We start from the raw sequence: 23,373 nt of genomic DNA on the forward strand, positions 1-23,373 counted from the left end.
GGATCCTGATCATGGTCAGATTCGAACGGTACGCTCGGCTCGTTCTTAGTGATTGTGGCGCGGAAACTACGGGCCTGTGTGACGTTTCTGGAAGGGACTACAGCTCGACCGATTTCAGACAGTTGGTGCCGCCACAGACCGGACATGACAGCGACGAGACGTCGAAGTCGTCGGGGACGTCGTAGGTGTAGTGGTTCTCGAAGAGGTCGAGAAAGCAGTCCTCGGCGGTACAGACGATCTCCTCCGTCGGTGGCATACACGCCAGTAGCGTCACGACGATCATCAACGTCGGGGTTACGGAAAGTCAAGGAGAAAGCCCCGCCATTTAGGCTGGGGAGAATGTCAAGGCACGCACCGCCCGAGCGATCACGATGGCGTCACTCCTCGAGCGGGCCACCGATTTCGGCCGACCGACCAGTCCACGGTTTCACCCTCCCGTTGGCCAATCGTCGGGCGGGACTGAAAGGGGCGACGCACCGAGCATGGCTCGGCACGTCGGGGCTTTCGGGTAGTCACCGTTTTACCGCTCGAGGCGCTATCCGCCGGTATGACTGACCCCGAGACGCTGTCGGTGACGATCGTCGACGGCTACGTCGACGAACCCGCTCACTTCGGGGTGCCGCCGTACATCTCGACGTACCCCCGCTACACCGCGGGAGCCCTCGTCGACGCGGGCGTTCCCCGCGAGGGGATCACCTACCACACGATCGACGGCCTGCGCGACGAGCCCGATCGGTGGCGTGACGTCGACGAGGCCGACCTGCTGTGCTATCTGGGCGGGATGACCGTCCCAGGGAAGTACGTCGGTGGCACACCCGCCGAACCCGACGAGGTTCGCAAGCTCGCCTGGACCGCAAGCGGCACGAGCCTGATGGGCGGCCCCGTCAAGTTCGGCGTCGGCGACGAGAACGCCGGTGCCACGGAGACCGAGCGCCAGGATCTCGACTTCGATTTCGTCGCGAAAGGCGACGTCGAGGCCGCCGTCTACGATCTCGTCGAGAGCGGGCTCGAGGGCTTTAGCAACCGGATGCGCGACGTCGACGAGGTCTCGCGGTGGGCCCAGGAAGGAGCCTTCATCGTCGAGCAGCATCCGAATCATCCCGACCACCTCATCGCCGAACTCGAGACCTCTCGAGGCTGCGCCTACCGATGTTCGTTCTGTACCGAGCCTCTCTACGGGAACCCGACGTTCCGGCCGCCGCCGTCGGTCGTCGGCGAGGTCGACGCCCTCTCCGATCTCGGCGTTCGGCACTTCCGAATCGGCCGCCAGGCAGACATCCTCGCCTACGGCGGCGACGGCGAGGCGCCCAATCCCGACGCCCTGCGCTCGCTGTACGGCGGGATCCGCGAGGTCGCGCCCGACCTCGAGACGCTCCACCTCGACAACATGAACCCCATCACGATCGTCGAGTGGCCCGAGAAGAGTCGGGAGGGGATCCGGATCATCGCCGAGCACAACACCCCAGGCGACACCGCGGCCTTCGGCCTCGAGTCGGCCGATCCGCTGGTCCAGGAGGAGAACAACCTCAACGTCACCGCAGAGGAGTGCTTCGAGGCGGTCAAGATCGTCAACGAGGAGGCGGGGTGGCGACCGGGAGGGCCGGACGATCCGAACGGCCCGGAGGAGGGTGTACCGACCCGTCTCCCCAAGCTCCTGCCCGGGATCAACCTCCTCCACGGGCTGAAGGGCGAGCGCGAGGAGACCTACGAGCGCAACCTCGAGTTTCTCCACCGGGTGTACGACGAGGGGTACATGCTCCGACGGGTGAACATCCGGCAGGTGATGTCGTTCGACGGGACCGACATGTCGGAGACGGGCGCCGAGATCGCAAACGAGCACAAGAAGCTCTTCAAGCGCTACAAGACGCAAGTACGGGAGGAAATCGACAACCCGATGCTCGCCCGCGTCGCCCCGCTCGGAACGGTGTTGCCGAACGTCCATCTCGAGTACCACCAGGACGGGAAGACGTTCGGCCGTCAGTTGGGAACCTACCCGCTGCTGGTCGGCATCCCGGGGGAGCGCCCCCTCGGGGAGACGATCGACGTCGCCGTCGTCGACCACGGCTACCGATCGGTGACCGGCGTGCCGTATCCGCTGGATCTCAACGACGCCTCGATGGACGAACTCACGACCATCCCCGGTATCGGGAGTTCGACTGCAGGAAACATCGTCGTCAACCGGCCCTACGACTCCGTCGCCGACGCCGAGTTCGGCAGCGAGGTCGATCTCGAGGGGTTCGCGACGATTCGCCCGCTCGAGCGCGCCGACTGACGACCGCGGTGACGTCCCGCGAGTGCCACGGGACACCACGGTAGTCGTTCGGTAGTTCTATTACGGTTGGCACGCAGAGTCAAAGTCGAGGGTCTACCTGTGGAAATATCTGAAAAACTGCTGTGTTTGTTCAGTACGGAAGTCTCGGAGGAAGAGGATCGGTACGTCATCGAGGTGCCACGACAGGAGGTCGAAACCGGCGATATCGACGCCGGTGACGTCTATCGTGTCGCGCTCATCTCTCGTGATGAAGCAACCGAGGAGTCGTCCGCATCGACGCCCCAGCCCAAGACTGCGCCGTCGGAACCGCAGCCGCCGGTCGACGTCAACGAGACTCGATACGTCGAGATCGAGGACATCGGCAAGCAGGGCGACGGGATCGCTCGCGTCGAGCGAGGCTACGTGATCATCGTTCCGGGCGCCGACGTCGGCGAGCGCGTCAAGGTCGAGATCACCGAGGTCAAGTCGAACTTCGCGGTCGGCGAGATCATCGAGGACACGTTCTAAGGAACGCACTCCTTTCATGGGGTATCGTGACCGGCCTACGGCCGGTCGCGTGGCGGTTCCGTCGTCACGTCATCCGGTTGCGGGCTGACGGCCCGCAATCCGCTTCCCCCACAAAAACCGTCCTCGGCAATCGAAAATTTCTGATGGAGTCGCAAGCGCTCACGCTTGCGGACTTCGATCAACAACCGCCGGAAGAACGTGCTCTCTCAAGCTCTCGCTCGTCCCATCGGAACTCGCGAGAAAGGCCGAGCGCGCTGTGGGCCGGTTTGGAGCGAGCAATGCAGGCGAGAACCGTGACAAAGACGAGCGGCGAAGCCGCGAGTAAGGCGCGCTCGGGGAAATGGCGTACTTCGTGCGCCGTATACGAGCTTGGCGGTTCTCGAAGCCGCTGTCGTTCTATAGTAACAACTGAAACTGTTTGCACATCGATCGCACAGCCGTCGTGCGATCGGGTGCGCACTGACTTTCAGTGGCTACTATAGGAACAGGGCCCGCAAGACTCCGTTTGCCCGCCTCTATCCGACAGTCAGATTCTGAGCAATCATTCGGTCGCGAATCGGGGCAGTTCCTCCCGAACCATAATAGCGCAGGTTCTCGAAAGGAGAAACATGCCGGACGAGGAGGCAGCGGCCGAGGCCTTCGGAACGCTGTCCGATCCCACGCGGATCGCGATTTTGCGGGCGTTCGCGGAGGCGCTGGACGAGCAGGGACTCACTCCAGGGGGATCGATGCCGGAGCTGTCCTTTTCAGAGCTGTACGAGCGGGTCGAGATCGACTCGACGTCACGACTGTCCTATCACCTCGAGAAGCTCGACGGGGCCTACCTTCGGCACACCGACGAAGGCTGGAAGTTCACCTACGCCGGCGAGGCGATCGTCAGACAGTACCTCGCGGGCGCGTACGCCGGCGACGTCGAACTCGAGCCCTTCGAAATCGAGGGGAGTTGTCTGCACTGTGACGCCGAAGAGCTCGTGACCGACGTCGAGGACAGGATGTTGATGCACCGCTGTGAGGAGTGTGGTGAGTGCTTCGGGAACATTCCCGTGACCCCCGCGCAGGTAACTGCTCGGGACGACGACGCCGTGATCGAGAGCGTGAAGACGCGGACTGCGAGTTACTTCCAGCAGTTCCGCGAGGGGGTCTGTGCGATCTGTGGGGGGAGCAACGACCTCGATGTCAGGAACGTCGAGGACGTGGCGCCCGGGTCGCTCCGGTTCGTCGCGATCGCACGCTGCCGGAGCTGCTGGACCAGGTTCAACGGTCCGCTATCGGTGTGGCTCGCCACCCATCCCGCCTCGATCGCCTTCCACTGGGAACACGGTATCGACACCATGTCCCTGAGCACGTTCGAGATGGTGCCACGCGTCATGGACGAGCGGTGGTCCACCGACCGCCTCGCCTCGGACACGTACGAGGTGACCTACCGCGTCGACGAGGACGCCCTCCGGTTGCTCGTCGGCGACGACCTGTCCGTCGAGCGGGCCGAGCGCGTGCGACGCGATTCGGTCGGCGATCGATGATCCTCTCGGATTCGTTACTCAATAGCAGTTGAGGAATTTCGCCCTGTGAGCCGATCCGCCGCGTCGAACCTACAACGAACCGCCGGATTTACTCAACCCATTTTTTGAACCAGATGCGACATATGTCATTTTTTCGATAATAGTTAAGCATGAGTCCGGGTGACGTCCGAATACGCGATGAGCGCACTCGAGACGAACGAGCTGACGAAACGCTACGGCGGCCGGCCGGTCGTCGACGCACTGGACCTAGCAGTCGAGCGCGGGGAGGTGTTCGGCCTCGTCGGGCCCACTGGTGCCGGCAAATCGACGCTGCTCGATCTGCTGGCTGGGAGCGTCCGGCCCTCCAGAGGGAGCGCGACGGTTCTGGGGCTAAGTCACTGGCACGACCGGGATCGGCTTCACGAACGCGTGGGGTACCTCCGGGAGACTGTCGACCTCGACGGCACGCGATCCGGGTGGGAACACCTCCGGACAGCGACGGGCCGAACGATCGACGACGAGGCGATCCCCGGTGTCGAGTCGATGATCGAGCAGTCCGGCCAACTGGTCGCGTGCGTCTCCGACGCCGACGCCAAGGCGACGGTCGTCCTGGAGGTCGCCCACGCTGGCGCCGCGATCCACGACCTCGCCGTCGCGGCACCCGACGACTCGAATCGACAGCGATCGACCGATAGCCGAACCACCGACGGCGAACGCTAACACCATGCTACGAACGCTACCCCATCGAACGGCCGACGTCGTAACGACACACAACTACCTCGTCGTCATCCTCGCGCTCGTGCTCACGGCGGGCCTGGTCATCGGCATCATGAACGCCGAGATGGGCGGGGACGGCGGCTTCGCCGGTGCCGTCGAGACCGACGTCGACGAGGCGGAAGGATACGTCCAGGCGAACTACGAAACCGACAGCGGCGACGATCCGGCAGCGCACTTCCCAGTCTACGTGCGGGACGACGGCGGCAACGCCCTCTCGACGGACGTGTTGATCGCCACGCTGGAGTACCAGCAGTCGGTCGCCGAGGACGACGCCGTCGCCGACGCGCGGACTGACGACGAGGTCCTGAGCATCGCCTCGCTGGTCGGAACGCAGGCCGCCGGCGATCCCGACGCCAGCCTCGACGAACAGATTGCCGCCCTGGAGGCGGCCGACGAGGACGAGGTCGCCGCACTCGTCGAGGCGACGCTCGCCGAAGATCCGCGTGCCCAGTTGCTGGTGCCCAACAGCTACGCGCCCGGTACCGCCGAGGCCGAGAGCACACAGGTCGTCTTCACGTTCGAGCCCACCGAGGACGGCGAGGCGCCCACCGACGCCCAGTACGCGCTGGCCGACGGGGCCGCCGACCGCGAAACCCCCGAGTTCTTCACACTCGGCGAGCCGGCGATGGACGAGATGTCCGAGACGAGCGTGGAGAACACGGTCTTCCTGGTGCTGCCGGTCGTGCTCGGACTGATACTCGCCGTCGCCGCCTTCGCCTATCGCGACGTCGTCGACGTGATCGTCGGGCTCGCGGGCGTGCTCGTCTCGATCCTCTGGATGTTCGGCATCCTGGGCTGGCTCGGCGTCGAGGTCGGGCCCGCGGTCGTGATCGGTCCGGTCCTGATCGCGGGGCTGTCGATCGACTACGGATTCCACGTCTTTACGCGCTACCGCGAGGAGCGCGAGGCGCGTAGCGCCTCGGATACGCGAACGGGGAGCGAAGCGACCCGTGAGCAACGAGGCCCCGACGATCCAGTCCGAGCCTCGATGGCTCGCGGGCTTCGTGCGGTCGCGGTCGCGTTCGGGCTCGTGACGATCACCGCCGGCATCGGTTTCCTCGCGAACGTCGTCAACCCCGTTGGTACCCTGCAGGACCTCGGGATCGCGATCACGCTCGGCGTGGTGTCGGCGTTCGTGGTCTTCGTCACCCTGGTGCCCGCGCTGAAGGTCACGATCGACGACGCCCTCGAGCGGCTCGGCCTGGATCGTCGCAAGCGGCCGCTGGGTGCCGGTGCCTACGTCGGCCCGCTCCTCTCGAGTACGGTGGCGCTGGCCCGCCGGGCGGCCCCCGTCGTAATCGTCGTTGCGCTCCTCGTCGCGGCCGGCGGTGCGGTCGCGTGGACGGCCCTCGACGAGGAGACGATGGGCGCCGAGAACCCCGATGTCGCCGAGTGGAAACAGGAGCTGCCCGGGCCCATCGGCTGGGAGGAAAACGAGGCGATGGCGAACCAGGAGTACGTCGGCGAACAGTTCCGTAGCGCCGCGGCCGACGAGGACGACCGCGTCCAGCTCCTCGTCGAGGGATCGGTGACCGACGACGACGCGCTGTACGCGCTCGAGGCAGGCATCGACGAGGGGGTCGAACGTGGCACGTTCGCCGAGGGACGCGTGGACACTATCGAGACGCCGACGGCCGTAGTTAGCGAGGTCGCCGCCGAGGACGACGAGTTCGCGAGCACGGTCGAGGCTGCTGACACGACCGGCGACGGGATCCCCGACAGCGACCTCGAGGCGGTGTACGAGCACCTCTACGAGGTCGACGCCGAGGCGGCGAGCGCGGTGATCGAGCGTGAGGACGGGGAGTACCAGTCGCTGCGAGCGATCGGGCCGCCCCAGGCCGCCGACGGGCCGGCGATCGATGGCGATCGGTCGGGGAACCTGTTCGCGGTCGGCGACGCGGTCGAGGCCGATGGCGGCGACCTGGAGGCGACCGTCGTCAGCGACGCCACCGCCGAGCAGGCGGCGATCGAGCGGATTACCGACGGCATCGTCCGGGTGATGATCGTCGCCGTGGCCGCGGTATTCCTGACGCTCACCGCCGTCTACCGGCGGATACACGGGAGCGCCACCCTCGGCCTGCTGACGGCTGTCCCCGTCGCGCTCGTGCTCGGGTACGTCGTCGGCGGGATGTACTTGCTGGACGTCCCGCTGAACTTCCTGACAGCGCTGCTGGTGAGCCTGGTGATCGGGATTGGCGTCGACTACTCGATCCACCTCAGCGATCGGTTCGCACACGAGCGCGCTCGCGGCCGGACCGATCTCGACGCCCTCGAGACCGCTGTCACCGGTACCGGCGGCGCCCTCCTCGGGAGCATGTCGACGTCAGTCGCTGCCTTCGCTGGCATGTTGATTCACCCCGATCCGTCGTTCGGGAACTTCGCAACGCTGGTAGTCCTGGCGATGGTCGCCGCGTTCGTCGCGAGTGTGGTCTTCCTGCCGAGCCTGCTGTACCTGTGGGCACGCTCCGTGAGCACCGAACCGGCGACCGAAGATGCTGACCCTGACGTCGTAGTGTCTACCCAGGACTGAGATGGACAACTCTGGAATAGATCACGGCTCACCGCGTTACATCTTTTTGCGTGTGGAACACTGCGGGAAATGCCGAGCATCCGTGAGCGAAGCGAACGGTTCACCGCCGGAGCGGGGTGAAACCCCGCGACGGCGGCCTTTTTTATCGAAGTTTTTTGCCGGGGGTTGAGGCTGACGCCATCGGCGTCAGCCGATGCCCTCGGTAAAAAAGTTCGCTGTATAGAGCGCACCTACCGAAGACCGCACAAAAACTGTTACAGTAGCCCGCCGGCTCTCGAGCCGCTCTACTCCGGGATCGTCTCCCGGAACGTCTCCGGCTCGTCGTGGAAGCAGTCACCGACGACGATGGCGTCCGCACCGGCCTCGAGGATCTCGCTCGCCTTTTCGGAGCTGTCGATCCCGCCGCCGTAGAACAGCGCCGTCTCCTCGAGATACCGAGCGGCGGCCTCGACGTCGTCGGGACCGCCGTAGGTGCCCGAGTACTCGACGTAGAAGATCGGGAAGTCGTAGAACACCTCCGTCGCGAGGGCCGCACCGGCGACCTCGTCGGGACTGTAGGCGGTGTCGACGCCCGAGACGGCTGCAGCCGTCGACTCGAGGTGTTGGACGACGTACCCCTCGCCGACGAGCTTGTCCGCGAGCTCCGCGACCACCTCGACGCCCTTCGAGGCGATCAGGTCGCCGACGAGGGGAACGCTCGAGCCAAGCAGTTCGTCTGGTTTCTGTCCGACCTCGGTGAACAGCTCGACGTGCTTGCCGACGAAGTGGTCCCGGTCGCCGTTGTAGACGGCGGGGATCGAGACGGCGTCGGCCGCCTCGATGGTCTCCCGCGAGACGTGGCTCGAGCTGTACGGCTCCTGAAAGATCGGAATCTCCGAGAGGACGTCCGTGACTCGTTCGATCGCCTCGAGGCTGTTCGACTCGGTGACGCCGTCGGAGCCGCCGACGAGCACCAGATCGGTCCCCTCGAGGACGCCGAGATCCGACGGCAGGGACTTCGCCGGATCGACTTTCGTGACGTGGGTGATCCCATCCCAGTCGACGTTCATGCGGACGGATTCAGCGGTCGCGTAAAATCCCTGTCGGTTCGGACCGATTGGCGTCGCGGGACCGAGTCGGCTACTCGTCGAGCGGGGTTCCGTCGACCCGCTTTGCGCCCTCGGAGTCGTGGACGACGACCTCGCCCGGCTCCTGATCCGCGGGTTCGTACTCGTCGCGGACGCCGATCGCCTCCTCGAGCTCTCGAACCGCGCGCTCTTTCAGCGCGCGGGCGAGTTCCTCCGCGTCCTCGCGGGAGATCTCTCGGCCCAGCCCCTCGCACTCGTGTGCGCGGAGGACGCCCGCCTTGTCCTCGCTGTCTGCACCTGCCTGCGCCGGGAGCGAAACGCTATCGACGGCCTCGCCCATCGGCTGACTCGTTCCCGCGAGCCCGACGCTGAAGGGGTAGGTGCGACAGATCAGCGGTCGGTCCTCGTGGACGGTACAGGCGCCAACGCCGGCCTCGTCCTCCACGTAGAACGCGCAGTCCCCACAGCCGTCGGTTTCGAGCGCCCACTCGAAGGTCTCGCCCTCGAGCCCGTCGTCGCCCTCCTCGAGGCCGTACGGCATCGGCCGAGCGACGTCGCGCCACTCGCGGTCCTCGGCGTCGGGAACCGTCTCGCCCTCGAGGTTGTCGTCGGTAGGCACGTCCTCGAGCCGGCGGACCTCGTCGGGGAACACCGTTGCCGTGTGTTCGTCCTCGCCGTGGCCCGTACAGCAGGCGCCACAGCGGGTACACTCGAAGCCGATCGACTCGATGGCGTCGGCCAGGTCGTCGACGGCCAGCTCGCGGGCGGACTCGAGTTCGGCTTCCAGCGATCGCACGTTCGTCACTACGTCTCGAGGGGCAAAAGCCGGTCGCTTGGCGCTGCCTCCTACGATGGGGCGGACTGTCTTCTGTGCGAGGACGAACCGTTACCATCGCTTGAGACCTACGCTAGCATATGTCATCACTCAACGAGGAGATGGGCGACGTCCAGACGGAGATCGATCACGTCCGCGAGCACCTCCGGAGAGAGGTTCCCGACCTCTTCGCGTTCGACGTCACCGTCAGCCGGATCGAGTACAACGCGAACAGCAACAGCGTCACGCTCACCGTCGAACCCAGCTCCGAGGCCCGCAAGCAGATCTCCGAGGAGTTCGGCGGCGTCCGGGTACGGATGGAGGATCAGCTCACCTTCGAGTTCCAGTTCACCTCGAACTCGTAGCGCGCTCGCCGTCCCACTCGAGTCGGCCCTCGACGGCGAGCTTCTCGAGGTGGGCCCGGACGGTCGCCCGCGCGAGGTCGCGAACCCCCTCGAGGTCCTTCTCGTAGGCGCCCTCGAGGACTGCCGCGAGCGAGCCGGCGCCGTCGTCGACGGCCTCGAGCACCCGTCGCTCGCGCTGGAGTCGGTGGGTGATGAGTCGCTCGAGGACCGCCCGCGGCGTCTCGACCGTGGGGCCGTGGCCGGGGTGTAGCGCCGGGGGATCGATCGCCCGGAGCCGGCGCAGCGTCGTCAGGTACGCGCGCATATCGCCCTCGGGGGCGCCGACGACGACGCTACCCTCGGCGACGGCACAGTCCCCGCAGACGATCGATCCGTCCGAGCCGGTCCCGAACGCGAGGTGGTCGGGCGCGTGTCCCGGTGTCTCCAGAACGCGCACGCGCTCGTCACCGAGGTCGATCGTCGCCCCTGGAAGCAGCTCCCGGTCGGGGTCCCGTCCCGTCGCCTCGCGGAACCGCTCGCTCCGTCCATACCGGCCCCAGACGGTCGCGCCGGTTTCGGCCGCGTAGGCGTCGACTGCGCCGACGTGGTCGGGATGGGTGTGGGTGACGACAACGTGTTCGACCGACCGCTCGGCGACGAGTCGATCGAGTTCGTCGGTGCGGGCCGCGGGATCGACGAGCACCGACGGCTCCTCGCCGAGCAGGTAGGCGTTGGTCGTCCCTCCAGGTGCGCGGGTACGGACGGGGACGGCGACGGACGCGACGTTCATGGGCGGTCATCACGGTCGGCAAAAAAAGGCGTATCGGAGACCGTCAGCGTTCGGTCCCGACGGTAATCAGTGTTTGAGGAAGTACACTTGCTTGCGCGCGTCACGGAAGCTGTACCGGGAGCCGATCAGCTCGACGTCCTCGAGACGGTTGAGCGCGTAGCGAACGGTCCGGTCGGGCAGCAGCGACTCCTCGGCGAGCTGTCCCTGCGACAGCGGCGAGTCGGCCTCGAGAACCTTGGCGACGAGTTTCGCACTCGGCGGCAGGTCGCGAAGGCGGTCGCGGTACTCGTCTTCGGAAAGTGAGTCCTCGGCGGCAGCAGCGTGGTCCTCTGCGGTACTCATGCTCATACCTACCACAGCGGAAGCAGAGGTGGTAAAGCTTCCCTATATGTGGATACGAACAATCCAGTTTGTAATAGGTGTATAGACGTCATATTATCACATCTATCTGAACCGTCCGGTTCCGGCATGACCGAGCGCTCTCGTAGCTACCTCGAGGCGGTAGTCGCCGGCTATCGACGGCGTTCGTACCGTGGATCGGCGTGTCACTTTCGGGACAGTCGCCGACGGACTCCAGTATCGTTTTATCCTGTCGCTGCTGTAGTTGAACCCAGTGTGAAAGGACAGGAGTGGTACCAGGCCGACGACGTCGCCGCCGAGTACGACGACAAGCGCTTCTCCCAGGGCGGCCAGCTGATCGACCGCCGGGAGAAGGAAGCCGTACTCGAGGCTATCATGCCCGTCGAGGACCGCAACGTCCTCGAGATCGCCTGTGGTACCGGGCGGTTTACCGTCATGCTCGCCGAGCGTGGCGCAGACGTCGTGGGACTGGACATTTCGGCAGCGATGTTGCAACAGGGACGCAAGAAAGCGCAGACGGCGAACCTGGAGGGAACCCTCGAGTTCCTGCGGGGCGACGCCGGACGACTGCCGTTTCCCGACGATCACTTCGACACCGTCATCGCGATGCGGTTTTTCCACCTGGCGGACGATCCCGAGGCGTTCCTGCGGGAGATGCGTCGGGTCTCGCGCGACCAGATCGTCTTCGACACGTTCAACCGCTTCAGCGCGCGCAGCGTCTACAACTGGGCGCTTCCGATGGGGTCGCGGCTCTACTCGAAGAGCGAGGTCAGCGTACTGCTCGCGAAATCGAATCTGACACTGGTCGACGTCGAGGACGACTTCCTGGCGCCGTACGGGCTCTATCGGTCGATCCCGAACCGGCTGGCAACCGCGATCCGCACGCTCGACGAGACGGTCGGTGGCCGTTCGCTGACCGATCACTTCGCGTCGGTGTCGTACTGGAACACACGCGTTCGCTGATCGCGGGATCGAATTCCGCCCTATTTTTATCCTCGGGTAGTTCTACTATACGGTATGGAGCTCTCGGTAGTCGTCTCGACGCTCAACGACCGGGAGCGACTGCTGTCCTGTCTCGACGCGCTCGAGGCCGAAACCCCACACGGAACGGAGATCGTCGTCGTCAACGGCCCCTCCTCGGATGGAACGACGGGTGTCGTTCGCGAACGCGATGACGTCGATGTCCTCGTCGAGATCTCGGAACGAAACCCCAACGTCTCCCGGAACGCCGGCTTCGAGGTGGCGACGGGGGAGATCGTCGCCTTCCTCGACGCCGAGTACGCGATCGAACCCGGCTGGTACGAGGCCCTCGAGGATGCCACCGCCGACGGGTCCGACGTCGTCGCGGGGCCAACTCGGGAGGCCGACGGAACGGTCCCGGAGAGCGAGCGTACCCAACGGATCGTCGGCCACAGCGTGACGGTCTTCGACGGCGGCAACGTCGCGTTCGACCGGACCTCGCTCGAGGCCCTGGACGGGTTCGACGAGTACCTCGAGAGCGACGGCGCACGCGACTGTGCCCACCGCGTGAGCGGCCTGGGCTTCGAGGTCGCCTGGTCGCCGTCGATGGCCGTCCGCAGCGACGTCGGCGCCGACGGCGGCCGGCCCGACCCGGAGTGGGGAACGACGTACCGGGCACTGGCCTACGGTCTCGGGAAGAACTACGGCCCGCGACCGACCGTACTCGGACGGACAGTCGGCAGCGCGATCCGGGACGGCCTCTCGGGGGTTCGGGAAATTATCACCGGGGACGCGACGCCGACCGGCTGGTTCTCCGACGGGGTCGACGTCGTCACGAACGCCGCGGGGGGGTTCAAAGACGGCGTGCAGGCTCGCTACGCGGATCGATCGACCCGCCGCAATCCGAACGGACTGTCGGTGCGCCACGATCGAGCCGTTCGGATCTACGACCGCCGATGATCACTCCCGGCTGAACTGGGGTTCCCGATCGGCGGGCCGCGCATCGAACCCTTCCCGATAGTCCTCGGTGTCGTCGAGTTCGTGTCCCAGTGCCCGCTCGAACTCGAGCCCCCGCTCGAGAGGTGTCTCGAGCGCGGCGTTGAGGGCGCGTTTCCCGTTCTCGAGGCCCAGCGGTGCGTTCTCGCAGAGTCGGTCCGCGAACGCCTTCGTCCGCTCGTCGACCGCGTCGTCCGCACAGAGTTCGTGGACGAGTCCCATCCGCGTTGCCTCCTCTGGCTCGACGAACTCGCCGGTGAGGACGATCTCCTTGGCCTTCGAGAGCCCGACCAGTCGGGGGAGCCGCTGCGTGCCGCCGCCGTGGGGGAACGTTCCCAGTGTGACCTCGAGCAGCCCGTACTTGGCGTCGCGGCCCAGAACCCGGAAGTCACAGAGCAGGGTCAGTTCGAACGCGCCGGCCGGCGCGGCCCGCTTGATCCCGGCAACGACCGGCTGGCGGGTCCCCTCGATGGTCTCGAGCAACGAGGGAAAGACGTCCCGATCGATGTCGGAGCCGGGCTCGACCCGGTCGCGCATCATCTCGAGGTCCATCCCGGCGCTGAGGACGGATCCCTCTCCGAGCAGGGTGATCGCCCAGACGTCCTCGTCGGCGTCGACGCGCTCGAACGCCGCGGTCAGATCCCGCATGAGATCGACCGACATCGCGTTTCGTTTCTCGGGTCGGGCGAGGTAGACATCGGCCCGTCGGTCGTTCCGATCGATACGCGCGAGTCCAGTGCCAACGGATTCCATGGCGAACCGATCAGACGCCAGGAGTATAACGGACGGGGTCGGCGACTATCCGACGAACCCGCTGTGACGCAAGGGGGCTCGTTACTCGGGATCGAAGCCGCCGGCGAGCCAGTCGAGCGCGAACAGCGCGACTGCACCGAGAGCGGCCCACGCTGTCGTCAACAGGATCGTCTCCGTCGTCATCGGGTGTACTTCGGCGATGTTGTGAAGCGGTGCGGGCACGGACCCGGCGATGAGACCAACGAGGAACACGAGCGTGAGCCCGCGGTGGCGATCCAGCGCGAACCTGACGACCCGTGCGATCGTAACGAGTCCGACGAAGCCGCCGACGATGAAGACGACGACGGTCGACCCCGGCTCTCCGACGGCGGCGAGCGTTCCGTTTCCAAGTACGAAATCCTGCAGCGACTGGCGGAACGCACTCAGTTCGCCCGTGAGAACGACGTACTGGCCGAGCAAGATCAGGATCAGCGATCCCGATATGCCCGGCAGAATCATCGCGCTGATCGCCAGTGCCCCGGAAATGAAGATAACGACGAGGCCGCTACCCGGTAGCTGGAGGATGTTGGCGGAAACGAGCAGCGCGAACCCGGTGCCGGCGACAGCCGCAAGGACGTGTTGACTCGAGTCGAACGTCAGGCTCCGGAAGAGGACGACCGCCGACGCGGCGATCAGTCCGATAAAGAAGCCAAAGAGCGGAAGCGGATGCGATTCCGAGAGGGCTGTGACCGCCTCGGCGATGAGCGCGACGGCCGTTATCATCCCCACGCCCAATGGGAGCAGGAACTGCAGATCCATCTCGAGCAGTGCTTCCTTGGCGCGTCCCCGCCGCTCGGCGTCGTATCCTCGGAGCACGTCGATCGCTCGCCCGGGCGTAAGCGAGGTGACGGCGGCGATCAGCCGGCCGTAGAACCCGAGCAAGAGCGCAACGGTGCCGCCGGAGACGCCGGGGAGGGCGTCGGCGGTTCCCATACAGAGACCGTAGCAGTAGACCCGCAGCACCGAGAATCGCGGTCCGAGCCGCTGTTCGAGAGCGTGTAACATACCTGGGGGTCACCGTCCGATCGTCGTCGACGGCGGAGAGCCGACCGCCCGTTTCGCGACCATACGTAGCGAACGTTTCGGCTCCGACATAAATCGACTCACTCGACCCGACGGATGCGAACCCGACACAGGCCGAGTTCGGCGGCTCGAGCGATCCTCGAGCGGCGTTTCCTGTCGGATCTGAACTCGTCGGCGACTGCGATGTCGCACGCCCGTCGTCTCGAGGGTGTGTCGAGGTGTGACAGGGAAATCGCCAGACGGAGCGCCGACGGCTAGCGAAACAATTATATAGAAGTGCTGACGACATGGTTACTGAGGATCAACAATGGCACAACAGCGACGCATGGGCGGACAGCCTATGTTCATTCTGAGCGAGGACAGTCAGCGAACCCAGGGCCGGGACGCCCAGTCGTCGAACATCATGGCCGGCAAGGCCGTCGCCGAGTCGGTACGGACGACACTCGGGCCCCGCGGGATGGACAAGATGCTCGTCGACTCGGGCGGCGAGGTCGTCATCACGAACGACGGCGCGACCATCCTCAACGAGATGGACATCGAACACCCCGCGGCCCAGATGCTCGTCGAGGTCGCCGACTCCCAGGAGGAAGAGGTCGGCGACGGGACGACGACCGCGGCCGTGATCGCCGGTAACCTGCTCGCCGAGGCCGAGGACCTCATCGAGCAGGACGTCCACGCGACGACGATCGTCGAGGGCTACCACGAGGCCGCCGAGATCGCCCTCGAGGCGATCGCCGAGCAGGTCAGCCAGGACGCCGTCGACGACGACGTGCTCAAACAGGTCGCCGAATCCAGCATGACGGGCAAGGGCACCGGCGGCCTGACCGCCGAGTCGCTGGCCGAGACGGTCGTCGAGGCCATCCGCCACGTCGAGGACGACAAGGGCGTCCACCGGGACAACGTCACCGTCCACACCCAGGTTGGCGCGTCCTCGAACGCGACCGAGCTCGTTCCCGGTATCGTCATCGACGAGGAGGCAGCCCACGACGCGATGCCCGACGAGGTCGAGGACGCCTCGATCGCCGTTCTCGACGTCGAACTCGGCGTCCGAACCGGCGACATCGACGCCGAGTACGCTATCGACTCGATCGACCAGCTCAACCAGGCGATCGACGCCGAGGAGAGCGAGGTTCGCGGCTACGCCGAGACCCTCGCCGAGAGCGGCGCCGACGTCGTCTTCACGACCGACGACGTCGACGATCGCATCAGCTCGTTCCTCGCCAAGGAGGACGTGCTCGTCTTCGACAACGTCGGCAGCTCCGACGCCCGCCAGATCGTCTCCGCGACCGGCGCGAACCGCGTCGGCGCCCTCGAGGATCTCGAGGAGAGTGACTTCGGCGCGGCCGACCGGGTCCGCAGCCAGAACTACGGCGACGACGACCTCGCGTTCGTCGAGGGCGGCGCGGCCGCCGAGGCCGTCACCGTCTTCGTCCGCGGCGGCACCGAACACGTCGTCGACGAGCTCGAGCGCGCCATCGGCGACGCCCTCGACGTCGTCTCGACCGCGCTCGAGTCGGGCGAGGTCGTCCCCGGCGCCGGCGCGACCGAGATCGCGATCGCGGACAAGATCCGCTCGGCGGCCGCCGGCATCGAGGGCCGCAAGCAGCTCGCGGTCACCTCCTTCGCGGACGCGCTCGACGTCGTTCCGCGGACGCTGGCGACCAACACCGGCCAGGATCCGATCGACACCCTCGTCGATCTGCGGGCGGCCCACGAGGGCGGCGAGCGCGCCGGCCTCATCACCGACGGCGAGACCGTCACCATCGACGACCCATTCGAGTACGGCGTCGTCGACCCCGCGGACGTCAAGCGCGAGGCCATTCAGAGCGCGACCGAGGCCGCGACGATGATCGTCCGCATCGACGACGTCATCGCCGCCGAGTAGTCGTCCGGTCGTCTTCTTCATCGAACTAATTGTATTTTTGACAATATAGTTAAGTAATAATACACAAATCGTCCTGTAGAATGTCCCTCTCTCCGCCGTCCGACAGGCTGACTCCCGTCAATGACGTCGCAGGTCGAACCGTCTACCGCGACGAGGACCGCGAGACCTACCACGTGTGGTGGACCGACAGCGATCCCGAGGCCGTGACCACGGTCTTAGTGATGGCCGTCGCGTCGGTGCTCGAGACCGATTCCGAGGAACTCGAGGCGCTGTCGACGCGGGTCGATCCCGACGCTCTCGATACGTTGTTCGCCCACTGGGGTCGACACCGCATCGAGGACGGAACGACCTCGTTTCGGTTCGCCGGCTGCGCGATCGTTTGCCACGCCTCGGGCGAACTCGTCATCGATCCGCCGGCCGACCGCTGATTCCTGCTCGGTCGACTGACCCCGATTCGCCCTCAATCGACGGACTCGAGGACGACCTGATCACCGACGGCGAGTTCGAACGCCGTCTCGCCTCGCCCCCGATTGACGTCGAGTTCGACGTAGCCGTGGCTCCCGACGGTCGCGAGTCGCTCGCCCGCAGGGACGGCCTCGAACGTGTCGCCGACCGGAACCTGTTCGCCGCTCGCGACGACTCGCTCGCGGCCCTCGAGGAACTCCCCGGGAACGTTCGTGATCACGTTCCCAAAGTCATCGACGACGAGCACCTCGCCGACGGCACGACCGTCCTTGAGGGTCGCCGCGGGGAGCTCGAGGTCGACCGGCTCGTCCGCCGGCGTCAGAAACGCCACGGCGTCGAGGCCGTCGCTCTCGTGAACCGCCGCGGCGGTCGGGGCGAAGACGTCCCGGCCGTGGAAGGTGTTGCTTCTCGGACCCTCGCCGCGGTCTGAAGCTGACTCGCCCGCGGGGACGACCGGCTCGAGGGCTTCCTCGTCGACGACGAAGGTTTCGAGAGTGGCGTCGCCGGCGAGCCGCCGAGCGGCGGGAAGCAAGACGCCGTTGTCGGGTCCCACGAGCGTGTGCTCCCCTGCACGGATGGCGATCGCGTCGCGGTCGGTGCCGACGCCAGGATCGACGACGACGAGGTGCGTAGCCGGCGGGAAGTACGGCAGCGTCTCCCGGAGCCAGAACGCCGCGGTACGGACGTCCTGACGCGGGAAGTCGTGTCCGACGTCGACCAGCCTCGCATCGGTGCGTCCGAGCAGGACCCCCTTCATCGCCGCGGGGTACGGCGTCCCGAAGTCCGACGTGAGCGTGATCATGGCCGCGGATACGGCGCGGTCGATAAAAAACGAACGCGGCTCGAGGTCGCGGTCACCCTCCGGGTGGGCCCGAAAGATTAGTCGCCGTTCGTATCGGAGCCGCTGACCATCTGGATCCGTTCGATCCCGCCGATCTCGTCGACGACCTCGGCGACGGCCTCGGGGACCAGCGACTCCCAGTCGCCGCCGTTGATCATCCGCTCGCGAACCTCGGTTCCCTCGAGGACCTCGCGGTTGAACATCGGCGACTGGCGCACTTCGAAGTTGGCCTCGCGAAACAGCTGGACGACCAGCGGGTTGTTCGAGTAGGCGACGTCGAAGTCCGGGCTCATACTCTGGACGTGGCTTACCCACACCGAGTTTCGCTCCAGGTCCTCGATGGGGACGGCGTAGGTGACGACGTCGGTGTCGACGAGCGACTTGGTGATCATCATGATCCGTTCGCCGGCGGTGAACGGATTCCGAACCGAGTGTGAGTTGTCGGCGCTTCCGATCCCCAACACGAGTTCGTCGACGTCGTCGGCGATCTGCTCGACCATGTTACGGTGGCCGTTGTGAAACGGCTGGAAACGGCCGATGTAGAACCCCCTCATGCCGAGTACTGTTTCAGGGCTGCGCTTAAGCGTGGCGGGTTCCCTCGCGAGGGCGACGGATCGAGTCGGTATTTACGACCGGTCGGCGATCGCACTCAAACAGGGACGGGGAGATCACTGGCATCGGGAGCTGTAATCCGCGATTACGGCCACGGACGCTGCGTTCCGCATGGAGAAAGTATATCAGTCGCAATCCCTTCGGATCAGGTACTGAACAGAGTTCTATGAGTAACGATACGAACGTTGATGACTCCCCCGAAGGCGCACCTGACGACGCTCCCGGCGAGGACCGACGGGAGCGATCGCCGGATCGCCAGGGGGACCGGTCGCCGGGGGCAGACTCCGGCGACCGGCCCGACGAGTCCGACGGGAGGCCGGTCGAGGAAACCGGCCGCGAGTCGGAGCCCGACGAGTCCGAGCAACGTCCGTCCGACGGGCTCGAGGAGGAGCCCGAAGCCGACGAGGAGCCCGAAGCCGACGAGGGTATCGAGACCGTCGAGGACCTCGGGAGCACCGTAGAGGTCGATCCCGGGGTCGAAGTCGACGAGGAAAACGCCGAGGACGACCTGCTCGGCGGACTCAAGATCGATTCGACGGACGACATCGAGGTTCCCGATCGACTCGTCGATCAGGTGATCGGACAGGACGAGGCTCGAGACATCATCATCAAGGCGGCCAAGCAGCGCCGACACGTGATGATGATCGGTTCGCCCGGAACCGGGAAGTCGATGCTAGCCAAGGCGATGAGCCAGCTACTTCCCCAGGAGGACCTCCAAGACGTCCTCGTATACCACAACCCAGACGACGGCAACGAGCCGAAGGTCAGGACGGTTCCGGCCGGAAAGGGCGAACAGATCATCGATGCCCACAAGGAGGAAGCCCGCAAGCGCAACCAGATGCGTTCGATCCTGATGTGGATCATCATCGCGATCGTCGTCGGGTACGCGATCCTCTCCGGACAGATCCTGCTCGGCATCCTCGCGGCGGGTATCATCTGGTTTATCTTCCGCTACACCTCGCGGGGCACGGACGCGATGGTGCCGAACATGATCGTCGACAACGGCGACCAGCGCCAGGCGCCCTTCGAGGACGCCACCGGCGCCCACGCCGGTGCCCTGCTGGGCGACGTCCGCCACGACCCGTTCCAGTCCGGCGGGATGGAGACGCCGAGCCACGACCGGGTCGAACCCGGCGGTATCCACAAGGCCAACAAGGGCGTGCTGTTCGTCGACGAGATCAACACGCTCGACGTCCGCACTCAGCAGAAGCTGATGACCGCGATCCAGGAGGGCGAGTTCGCCATCACGGGCCAGTCCGAGCGCTCCTCGGGTGCGATGGTCCAGACCGAGCCTGTCCCCTGTGACTTCATCATGATCGCCGCGGGGAACCTCGACGCGATGGAGAACATGCACCCCGCCCTGCGCTCGCGGATCAAGGGCTACGGGTACGAGGTGTACATGGACGACACCATCGAGGACACCGCCGAGATGCGCCGCAAGTACGCCCGCTTCATCGCCCAGGAGATCGACCGCGACGGGCGTCTCCCCCACTTCACTCGGGAGGCCGTCGAGGAGGTCATCCTCGAGGCCAAGCGCCGTGCGGGCCGCAAGGAGCATCTCACCCTCGAGTTCCGGAGCCTCGGCGGGCTGGTCCGGGTCGCCGGCGACATCGCCCGGGCCGAGGACGCCGAGTTCACGACCCGCGAGGACGTCCTCGAGGCAAAGGGCCGCTCGCGCTCGATCGAGCAACAGCTCGCCGACGACTACATCGAACGGCGCAAGGACTACGAGCTGCAGGTTACCCACGACGGGATGGAGGGCCGGGTCAACGGCCTCGCCGTCATGGGCGAGGACTCGGGTATCATGCTGCCCGTCATGGCCGAGATCGCGCCCGCGCAGGGCCAGGGTCAGGTCATCGCCACGGGGCAGCTCAAGGAGATGGCCGAGGAGTCGGTCCAGAACGTCTCGGCGATCATCAAGAAGTTCTCCGACGTCAACCTCTCGGAGAAGGACGTTCACATCCAGTTCGTCCAGGCCGGCCAGCAGGGTGTCGACGGCGATTCGGCGTCGATCACGGTCGCGACGGCCGTCATCAGCGCCCTCGAGGATATCCCGATCGACCAGTCGGTCGCCATGACCGGCTCGCTGTCGGTTCGCGGCGACGTCCTCCCGGTCGGCGGGGTGACCCACAAGATCGAGGCGGCCGCCAAGGCCGGCTGTACGAGGGTCATCATCCCGAAGGCCAACGAACAGGACGTGATGATCGAGGACGAGTACGACGAGATGATCGAGATCATCCCCTGCTCGAACATCAGCGAAGTGCTCGACGTCGCCCTGATGGGTGAACCGAAGAAGGACTCGCTGGTCGATCGGCTCAAGTCGATCACCGGATCGGCGTTCGACCAGCAGGCCGTCGGTTCGGCCAGCGGTTCGAACCCGAGTCTGCAGTAGATGACTCAGTGGACGGCGTTCGCGGCGATCACCGGCGTCGTCCTCCTCGTGTTGCTGGTTCTTTCACACCTCACGCAGTCGGCGTTCGACGAGATCGATCTCGAGGAGGGTTCCGACGACGCTGCGGACGAGCCCGATCACGCCCTCGACGCCGAAGCGTCGCCGCTCGAAAACGACCAGGAGGAGTTCCACGAAACGCCGGTCGGGGCCGAGGCCGAGGTAGACGCTTCCCGCTCGAGTCCGACGTCGGCAGCTGCCGACGACGTGTCCGCGACTGAGACGGTCCGTGATATCGAGTCGAAGGCGGCCGAGCCGTCCACTCGAGATCGCCAGGAGGGCGTCGATCCCGACTCGCTGACGACGGGGATGATGCTCGCGAACGTCGCGGTCTCGCAGGGGCTGTTCGCGCTGATTCTGCTGGGGGCGATCGTCTACACGGGCGTCCCGGCCGACGCGCTAGGGATCGAATTTTCCAGGGGGTACCTCGAGACCGGGCTGGTCGTCGGCACCGCGGTCGGGGTCGTCCTCTACGTCGCTAACGAACTCGGCGCCGCCCTCGCGACTCGGCTGGGTTTTGACCACGACGAACAGCTCCGGGAGCTGCTGGCGCCCGACTCGGCTCGAGGATGGGCCGTGCTGCTCGGGGGCGTGTTGCCGCTGATCGCCGTCTTCGAGGAGCTGCTGTTCCGGGCGGCGCTGATCGGCGCGCTCTCGGTCGGCTTCGGCGTCTCGCCGTGGCTGCTCGCGGTGGTCTCTTCGATCGCGTTCGCGCTGGGTCACGGGATGCAGGGCGACGTCGGCGTCGTCGTCACCGGAGCGCTCGGGTTCGTGCTGGCGGCGGTCTTTATCGTGACCGAGAGCTTTCTGGTCGTCGTCGTCGCGCACTACCTGATCAATGCCTTCGAGTTCGTCGTCCACGAGGGGATCGACCTCGAGTGGGCCCGAACCCTCGAAAGCTAAGGGGGACGGGACGCTCGAGTCGCGTATGAGCGATACGATCGAACTCTCGGCGTCGATGCGGCGGCTGATCGTCTACGGAATCCTGTTTTACTTCGCCCTGTTTGCGTACGCGACGCTGGCCGAGGACGCGATGGCGATGCTCGTGACGGAGTTCGCCTTCGGGGTGATCGCGGTCGGGATCGGCGCGATCCTCTACCGAGAGGCCGACGAGCCGACCTCGGTCGTCACGGGGGCGGCGGTCTGTCTGATCGCGGGCGGGGTCCTCCAGTTCGCCCACCTGGTGAGCGGACTGGTAGTCATCGATCTGGCGAGTACGCTGCTGGTCTACGCCGGCATCGGGCTCTACATCTACGCGGCCTGGAACAGCTAGAAACCGGAGTATCAGTAGATAGCAGCACGAATTAGTTCTACGAAACAGTTTGTGAAATCTGCGTTCCGTACAGTCGGACGACATATCATGTCGGGCCATCCACTCCATCTGCGGTGGCGCGCGCTGTCGGTGAGGCGCGACCGAAGGGAGCGCCTCGAAAGAGCGAACGGGGAACGGAGTGACCCGTGAGCAGACCGGCCGAACGTCAGTGAGGTCGGTCGACGATGCTGCGCGAGGGATGAGTAAGGGAGCGACGCGACCGAACGAATCGGCTGGGGAGGGCGTGGCGATCCCCTGTGTTCGTGCGAGCAGCGTCTGCTATCGTTGCAACTACCGCGAAAGCCCCTGGCCGGCTCGAGGGCTGCGGCTCGCTGCGCGCCTCCCTCGCTCCGCTCGGTCGGTGCTTGCGTCACCTCGCTCCCCGAGCCGGCCAGCCCCTTTCAGTCCCGCCCAGCGGTGGTTGGTCGGCACTGTAGACACAACGCCGGACGTTCCATACGCTTGCGTAAGTAGCGATTCAGCCGACTCGAGTTCACAACTGAGCGAAGAAGCCGCAGCACCAGCTACTACAATCCCTCGAGCGAGCGCAGCTTCTGTTCGACCGGCGGGGGTGCGGCGCTGGGGCCGTCGCGGACCCGGTGGTCCGGGATCAGGATCGGCGCGGGGTTCGTGTCCAGCGCCGTCCGGACCAGGTTGAGATCCTCGCTCTCCTCGTGGTCGAGTTCCGGAGTCATCCGCGTCAGCGTGCGGACATCGACCTGATCGCCGTAGGGAATCTCCCGAACGCCCTCCAGCACCGCCCGCTGGTCGGTCGGCATCGTCAGCGCGACCTGGACGTCGTCGAACTCGACTTCCTCGAGCCCGTCGAGGTACTCGAAGATCCGCTCGAGGACGGGGTGGTCGTCCTCGGCGTCGTCCTCGGGCGTCTCGGGGAACGTGACCCGCAGCACCCGGCCGCCCGCGACGCCGACCTGCACGTATCGGTCGAGGTACGACGACTCCCGCGCGTAGATCCCGGCGTCGGTGACATCCTCCATGCGCGGCGATACGAGCGACGGACTTGAATATTCGCCGGTCGTTCGGGCGCCGCGGACGCAAGCCTTATGTACATAACAGT

The 23,373-nt window shown here is 65.9% G+C and carries 23 protein-coding genes; 13 read left to right on the forward strand and 10 right to left on the reverse strand.

From position 1 onward, the window contains the following. Positions 1-97 precede the first annotated feature (97 nt). Entirely contained in the window at positions 98-256 is a 159-nt protein-coding gene (locus QA600_RS07280) for a hypothetical protein (protein WP_278291287.1), read from the reverse strand. Positions 257-547: 291 nt separating this feature from the next. On the opposite strand from QA600_RS07280, the gene QA600_RS07285 reads away from it, so the two are divergent. The 5 genes from QA600_RS07285 (at position 548) to QA600_RS07305 (ending at position 7,585) form a co-directional block, all read left to right on the forward strand. After that, positions 548-2,272, forward strand: coding sequence for a radical SAM protein (locus QA600_RS07285; protein ID WP_278291288.1), 1,725 nt, complete (start codon positions 548-550; stop codon positions 2,270-2,272). A gap of 99 nt (positions 2,273-2,371) precedes the next feature. Then, positions 2,372-2,779, forward strand: coding sequence for a TRAM domain-containing protein (locus QA600_RS07290; RefSeq protein WP_005553893.1), 408 nt, complete (start codon positions 2,372-2,374; stop codon positions 2,777-2,779). 608 nt (positions 2,780-3,387) lie between these two features. Continuing rightward, positions 3,388-4,299 (forward strand): helix-turn-helix domain-containing protein, encoded by a 912-nt coding sequence (locus QA600_RS07295; RefSeq protein ID WP_278291289.1) that lies wholly within the window; start codon positions 3,388-3,390, stop codon positions 4,297-4,299. Between the two features lie 177 nt (positions 4,300-4,476). Continuing rightward, on the forward strand, positions 4,477-4,998 hold the full coding sequence (locus QA600_RS07300) for an ATP-binding cassette domain-containing protein (RefSeq protein ID WP_278291290.1): 522 nt from the start codon (positions 4,477-4,479) through the stop codon (positions 4,996-4,998). Positions 4,999-5,002: 4 nt separating this feature from the next. After that, the gene (locus tag QA600_RS07305) at positions 5,003-7,585 is read left to right on the forward strand and encodes an MMPL family transporter (RefSeq protein WP_278291291.1); all 2,583 of its coding nucleotides are present in this window, start codon (positions 5,003-5,005) and stop codon (positions 7,583-7,585) included. Between the two features lie 284 nt (positions 7,586-7,869). Here QA600_RS07305 and QA600_RS07310 read toward each other — a convergent pair whose 3' ends face one another. Together QA600_RS07310 and QA600_RS07315 are read right to left on the reverse strand one after the other, a co-directional pair. Beyond that, positions 7,870-8,634, reverse strand: coding sequence for a heptaprenylglyceryl phosphate synthase (locus QA600_RS07310; RefSeq protein ID WP_278291292.1), 765 nt, complete (start codon positions 8,632-8,634; stop codon positions 7,870-7,872). A 70-nt stretch (positions 8,635-8,704) separates the two neighbouring features. Beyond that, a complete protein-coding gene (locus QA600_RS07315; RefSeq protein WP_278291465.1) occupies positions 8,705-9,448 on the reverse strand; it encodes a YkgJ family cysteine cluster protein in 744 nt (247 codons plus the stop codon). Between the two features lie 119 nt (positions 9,449-9,567). On the opposite strand from QA600_RS07315, the gene QA600_RS07320 reads away from it, so the two are divergent. Then, positions 9,568-9,831: a hypothetical protein gene (locus QA600_RS07320; RefSeq protein ID WP_005553881.1), complete on the forward strand. Its 264-nt coding sequence runs from the start codon at positions 9,568-9,570 to the stop codon at positions 9,829-9,831. Here QA600_RS07320 and QA600_RS07325 read toward each other — a convergent pair. Next, complete coding sequence (locus QA600_RS07325; RefSeq protein WP_278291293.1) at positions 9,815-10,600, reverse strand: MBL fold metallo-hydrolase; 786 nt, start codon at positions 10,598-10,600, stop codon at positions 9,815-9,817. The genes QA600_RS07320 and QA600_RS07325 overlap by 17 nt on opposite strands. A 66-nt stretch (positions 10,601-10,666) precedes the next feature. Next, entirely contained in the window at positions 10,667-10,948 is a 282-nt protein-coding gene (locus QA600_RS07330) for a helix-turn-helix domain-containing protein (protein WP_005553878.1), read from the reverse strand. A gap of 267 nt (positions 10,949-11,215) precedes the next feature. Between QA600_RS07330 and QA600_RS07335 the strand changes: the two genes are divergently transcribed. Further along, a complete protein-coding gene (locus QA600_RS07335; protein WP_278291294.1) occupies positions 11,216-11,923 on the forward strand; it encodes a class I SAM-dependent methyltransferase in 708 nt (235 codons plus the stop codon). A gap of 54 nt (positions 11,924-11,977) precedes the next feature. Then, positions 11,978-12,880, forward strand: a complete 903-nt coding sequence (locus QA600_RS07340; protein ID WP_278291295.1) for a glycosyltransferase — start codon at positions 11,978-11,980, stop codon at positions 12,878-12,880. On the opposite strand, the gene QA600_RS07345 is transcribed toward QA600_RS07340, so the two are convergent. Both QA600_RS07345 and QA600_RS07350 read right to left on the reverse strand, forming a co-directional pair. Continuing rightward, positions 12,881-13,669: an enoyl-CoA hydratase/isomerase family protein gene (locus QA600_RS07345; protein ID WP_278291296.1), complete on the reverse strand. Its 789-nt coding sequence runs from the start codon at positions 13,667-13,669 to the stop codon at positions 12,881-12,883. Between the two features lie 81 nt (positions 13,670-13,750). Further along, entirely contained in the window at positions 13,751-14,713 is a 963-nt protein-coding gene (locus QA600_RS07350) for a DUF368 domain-containing protein (protein WP_278291298.1), read from the reverse strand. A 358-nt stretch (positions 14,714-15,071) separates the two neighbouring features. Here QA600_RS07350 and thsA point away from each other — a divergent pair, with 358 nt between their 5' ends. Together thsA and QA600_RS07360 are read left to right on the forward strand one after the other, a co-directional pair. Next, positions 15,072-16,616: a thermosome subunit alpha gene (gene thsA, locus QA600_RS07355; protein WP_278291466.1), complete on the forward strand. Its 1,545-nt coding sequence runs from the start codon at positions 15,072-15,074 to the stop codon at positions 16,614-16,616. An 80-nt stretch (positions 16,617-16,696) separates the two neighbouring features. Further along, entirely contained in the window at positions 16,697-17,044 is a 348-nt protein-coding gene (locus QA600_RS07360; protein ID WP_278291299.1) for a HalOD1 output domain-containing protein, read from the forward strand. A 32-nt stretch (positions 17,045-17,076) separates the two neighbouring features. Here QA600_RS07360 and QA600_RS07365 read toward each other — a convergent pair whose 3' ends face one another. Both QA600_RS07365 and QA600_RS07370 read right to left on the reverse strand, forming a co-directional pair. Beyond that, positions 17,077-17,883: an SAM-dependent chlorinase/fluorinase gene (locus QA600_RS07365; protein WP_278291300.1), complete on the reverse strand. Its 807-nt coding sequence runs from the start codon at positions 17,881-17,883 to the stop codon at positions 17,077-17,079. A gap of 77 nt (positions 17,884-17,960) precedes the next feature. Next, on the reverse strand, positions 17,961-18,476 hold the full coding sequence (locus tag QA600_RS07370; protein WP_278291301.1) for a nicotinamide-nucleotide adenylyltransferase: 516 nt from the start codon (positions 18,474-18,476) through the stop codon (positions 17,961-17,963). Between the two features lie 224 nt (positions 18,477-18,700). Between QA600_RS07370 and lonB the strand changes: the two genes are divergently transcribed. From lonB to QA600_RS07385, 3 genes are read left to right on the forward strand one after another with little or no spacing between them, the layout of a single operon-like run. Further along, on the forward strand, positions 18,701-20,926 hold the full coding sequence (lonB, locus tag QA600_RS07375) for an ATP-dependent protease LonB (protein ID WP_278291302.1): 2,226 nt from the start codon (positions 18,701-18,703) through the stop codon (positions 20,924-20,926). Beyond that, entirely contained in the window at positions 20,927-21,886 is a 960-nt protein-coding gene (locus QA600_RS07380; protein ID WP_278291303.1) for a CPBP family intramembrane glutamic endopeptidase, read from the forward strand. Between the two features lie 25 nt (positions 21,887-21,911). Then, positions 21,912-22,256, forward strand: a complete 345-nt coding sequence (locus QA600_RS07385) for a hypothetical protein (protein WP_278291304.1) — start codon at positions 21,912-21,914, stop codon at positions 22,254-22,256. Positions 22,257-22,822: 566 nt separating this feature from the next. On the opposite strand, the gene QA600_RS07390 is transcribed toward QA600_RS07385, so the two are convergent. Beyond that, on the reverse strand, positions 22,823-23,293 hold the full coding sequence (locus tag QA600_RS07390; RefSeq protein WP_278291305.1) for an MGMT family protein: 471 nt from the start codon (positions 23,291-23,293) through the stop codon (positions 22,823-22,825). Between the last annotated feature and the right edge of the window lie 80 nt (positions 23,294-23,373).

Origin of the sequence: Natronococcus sp. A-GB1, from assembly GCF_029688845.1 — an archaeon.
GTDB lineage: Archaea > Halobacteriota > Halobacteria > Halobacteriales > Natrialbaceae > Natronococcus.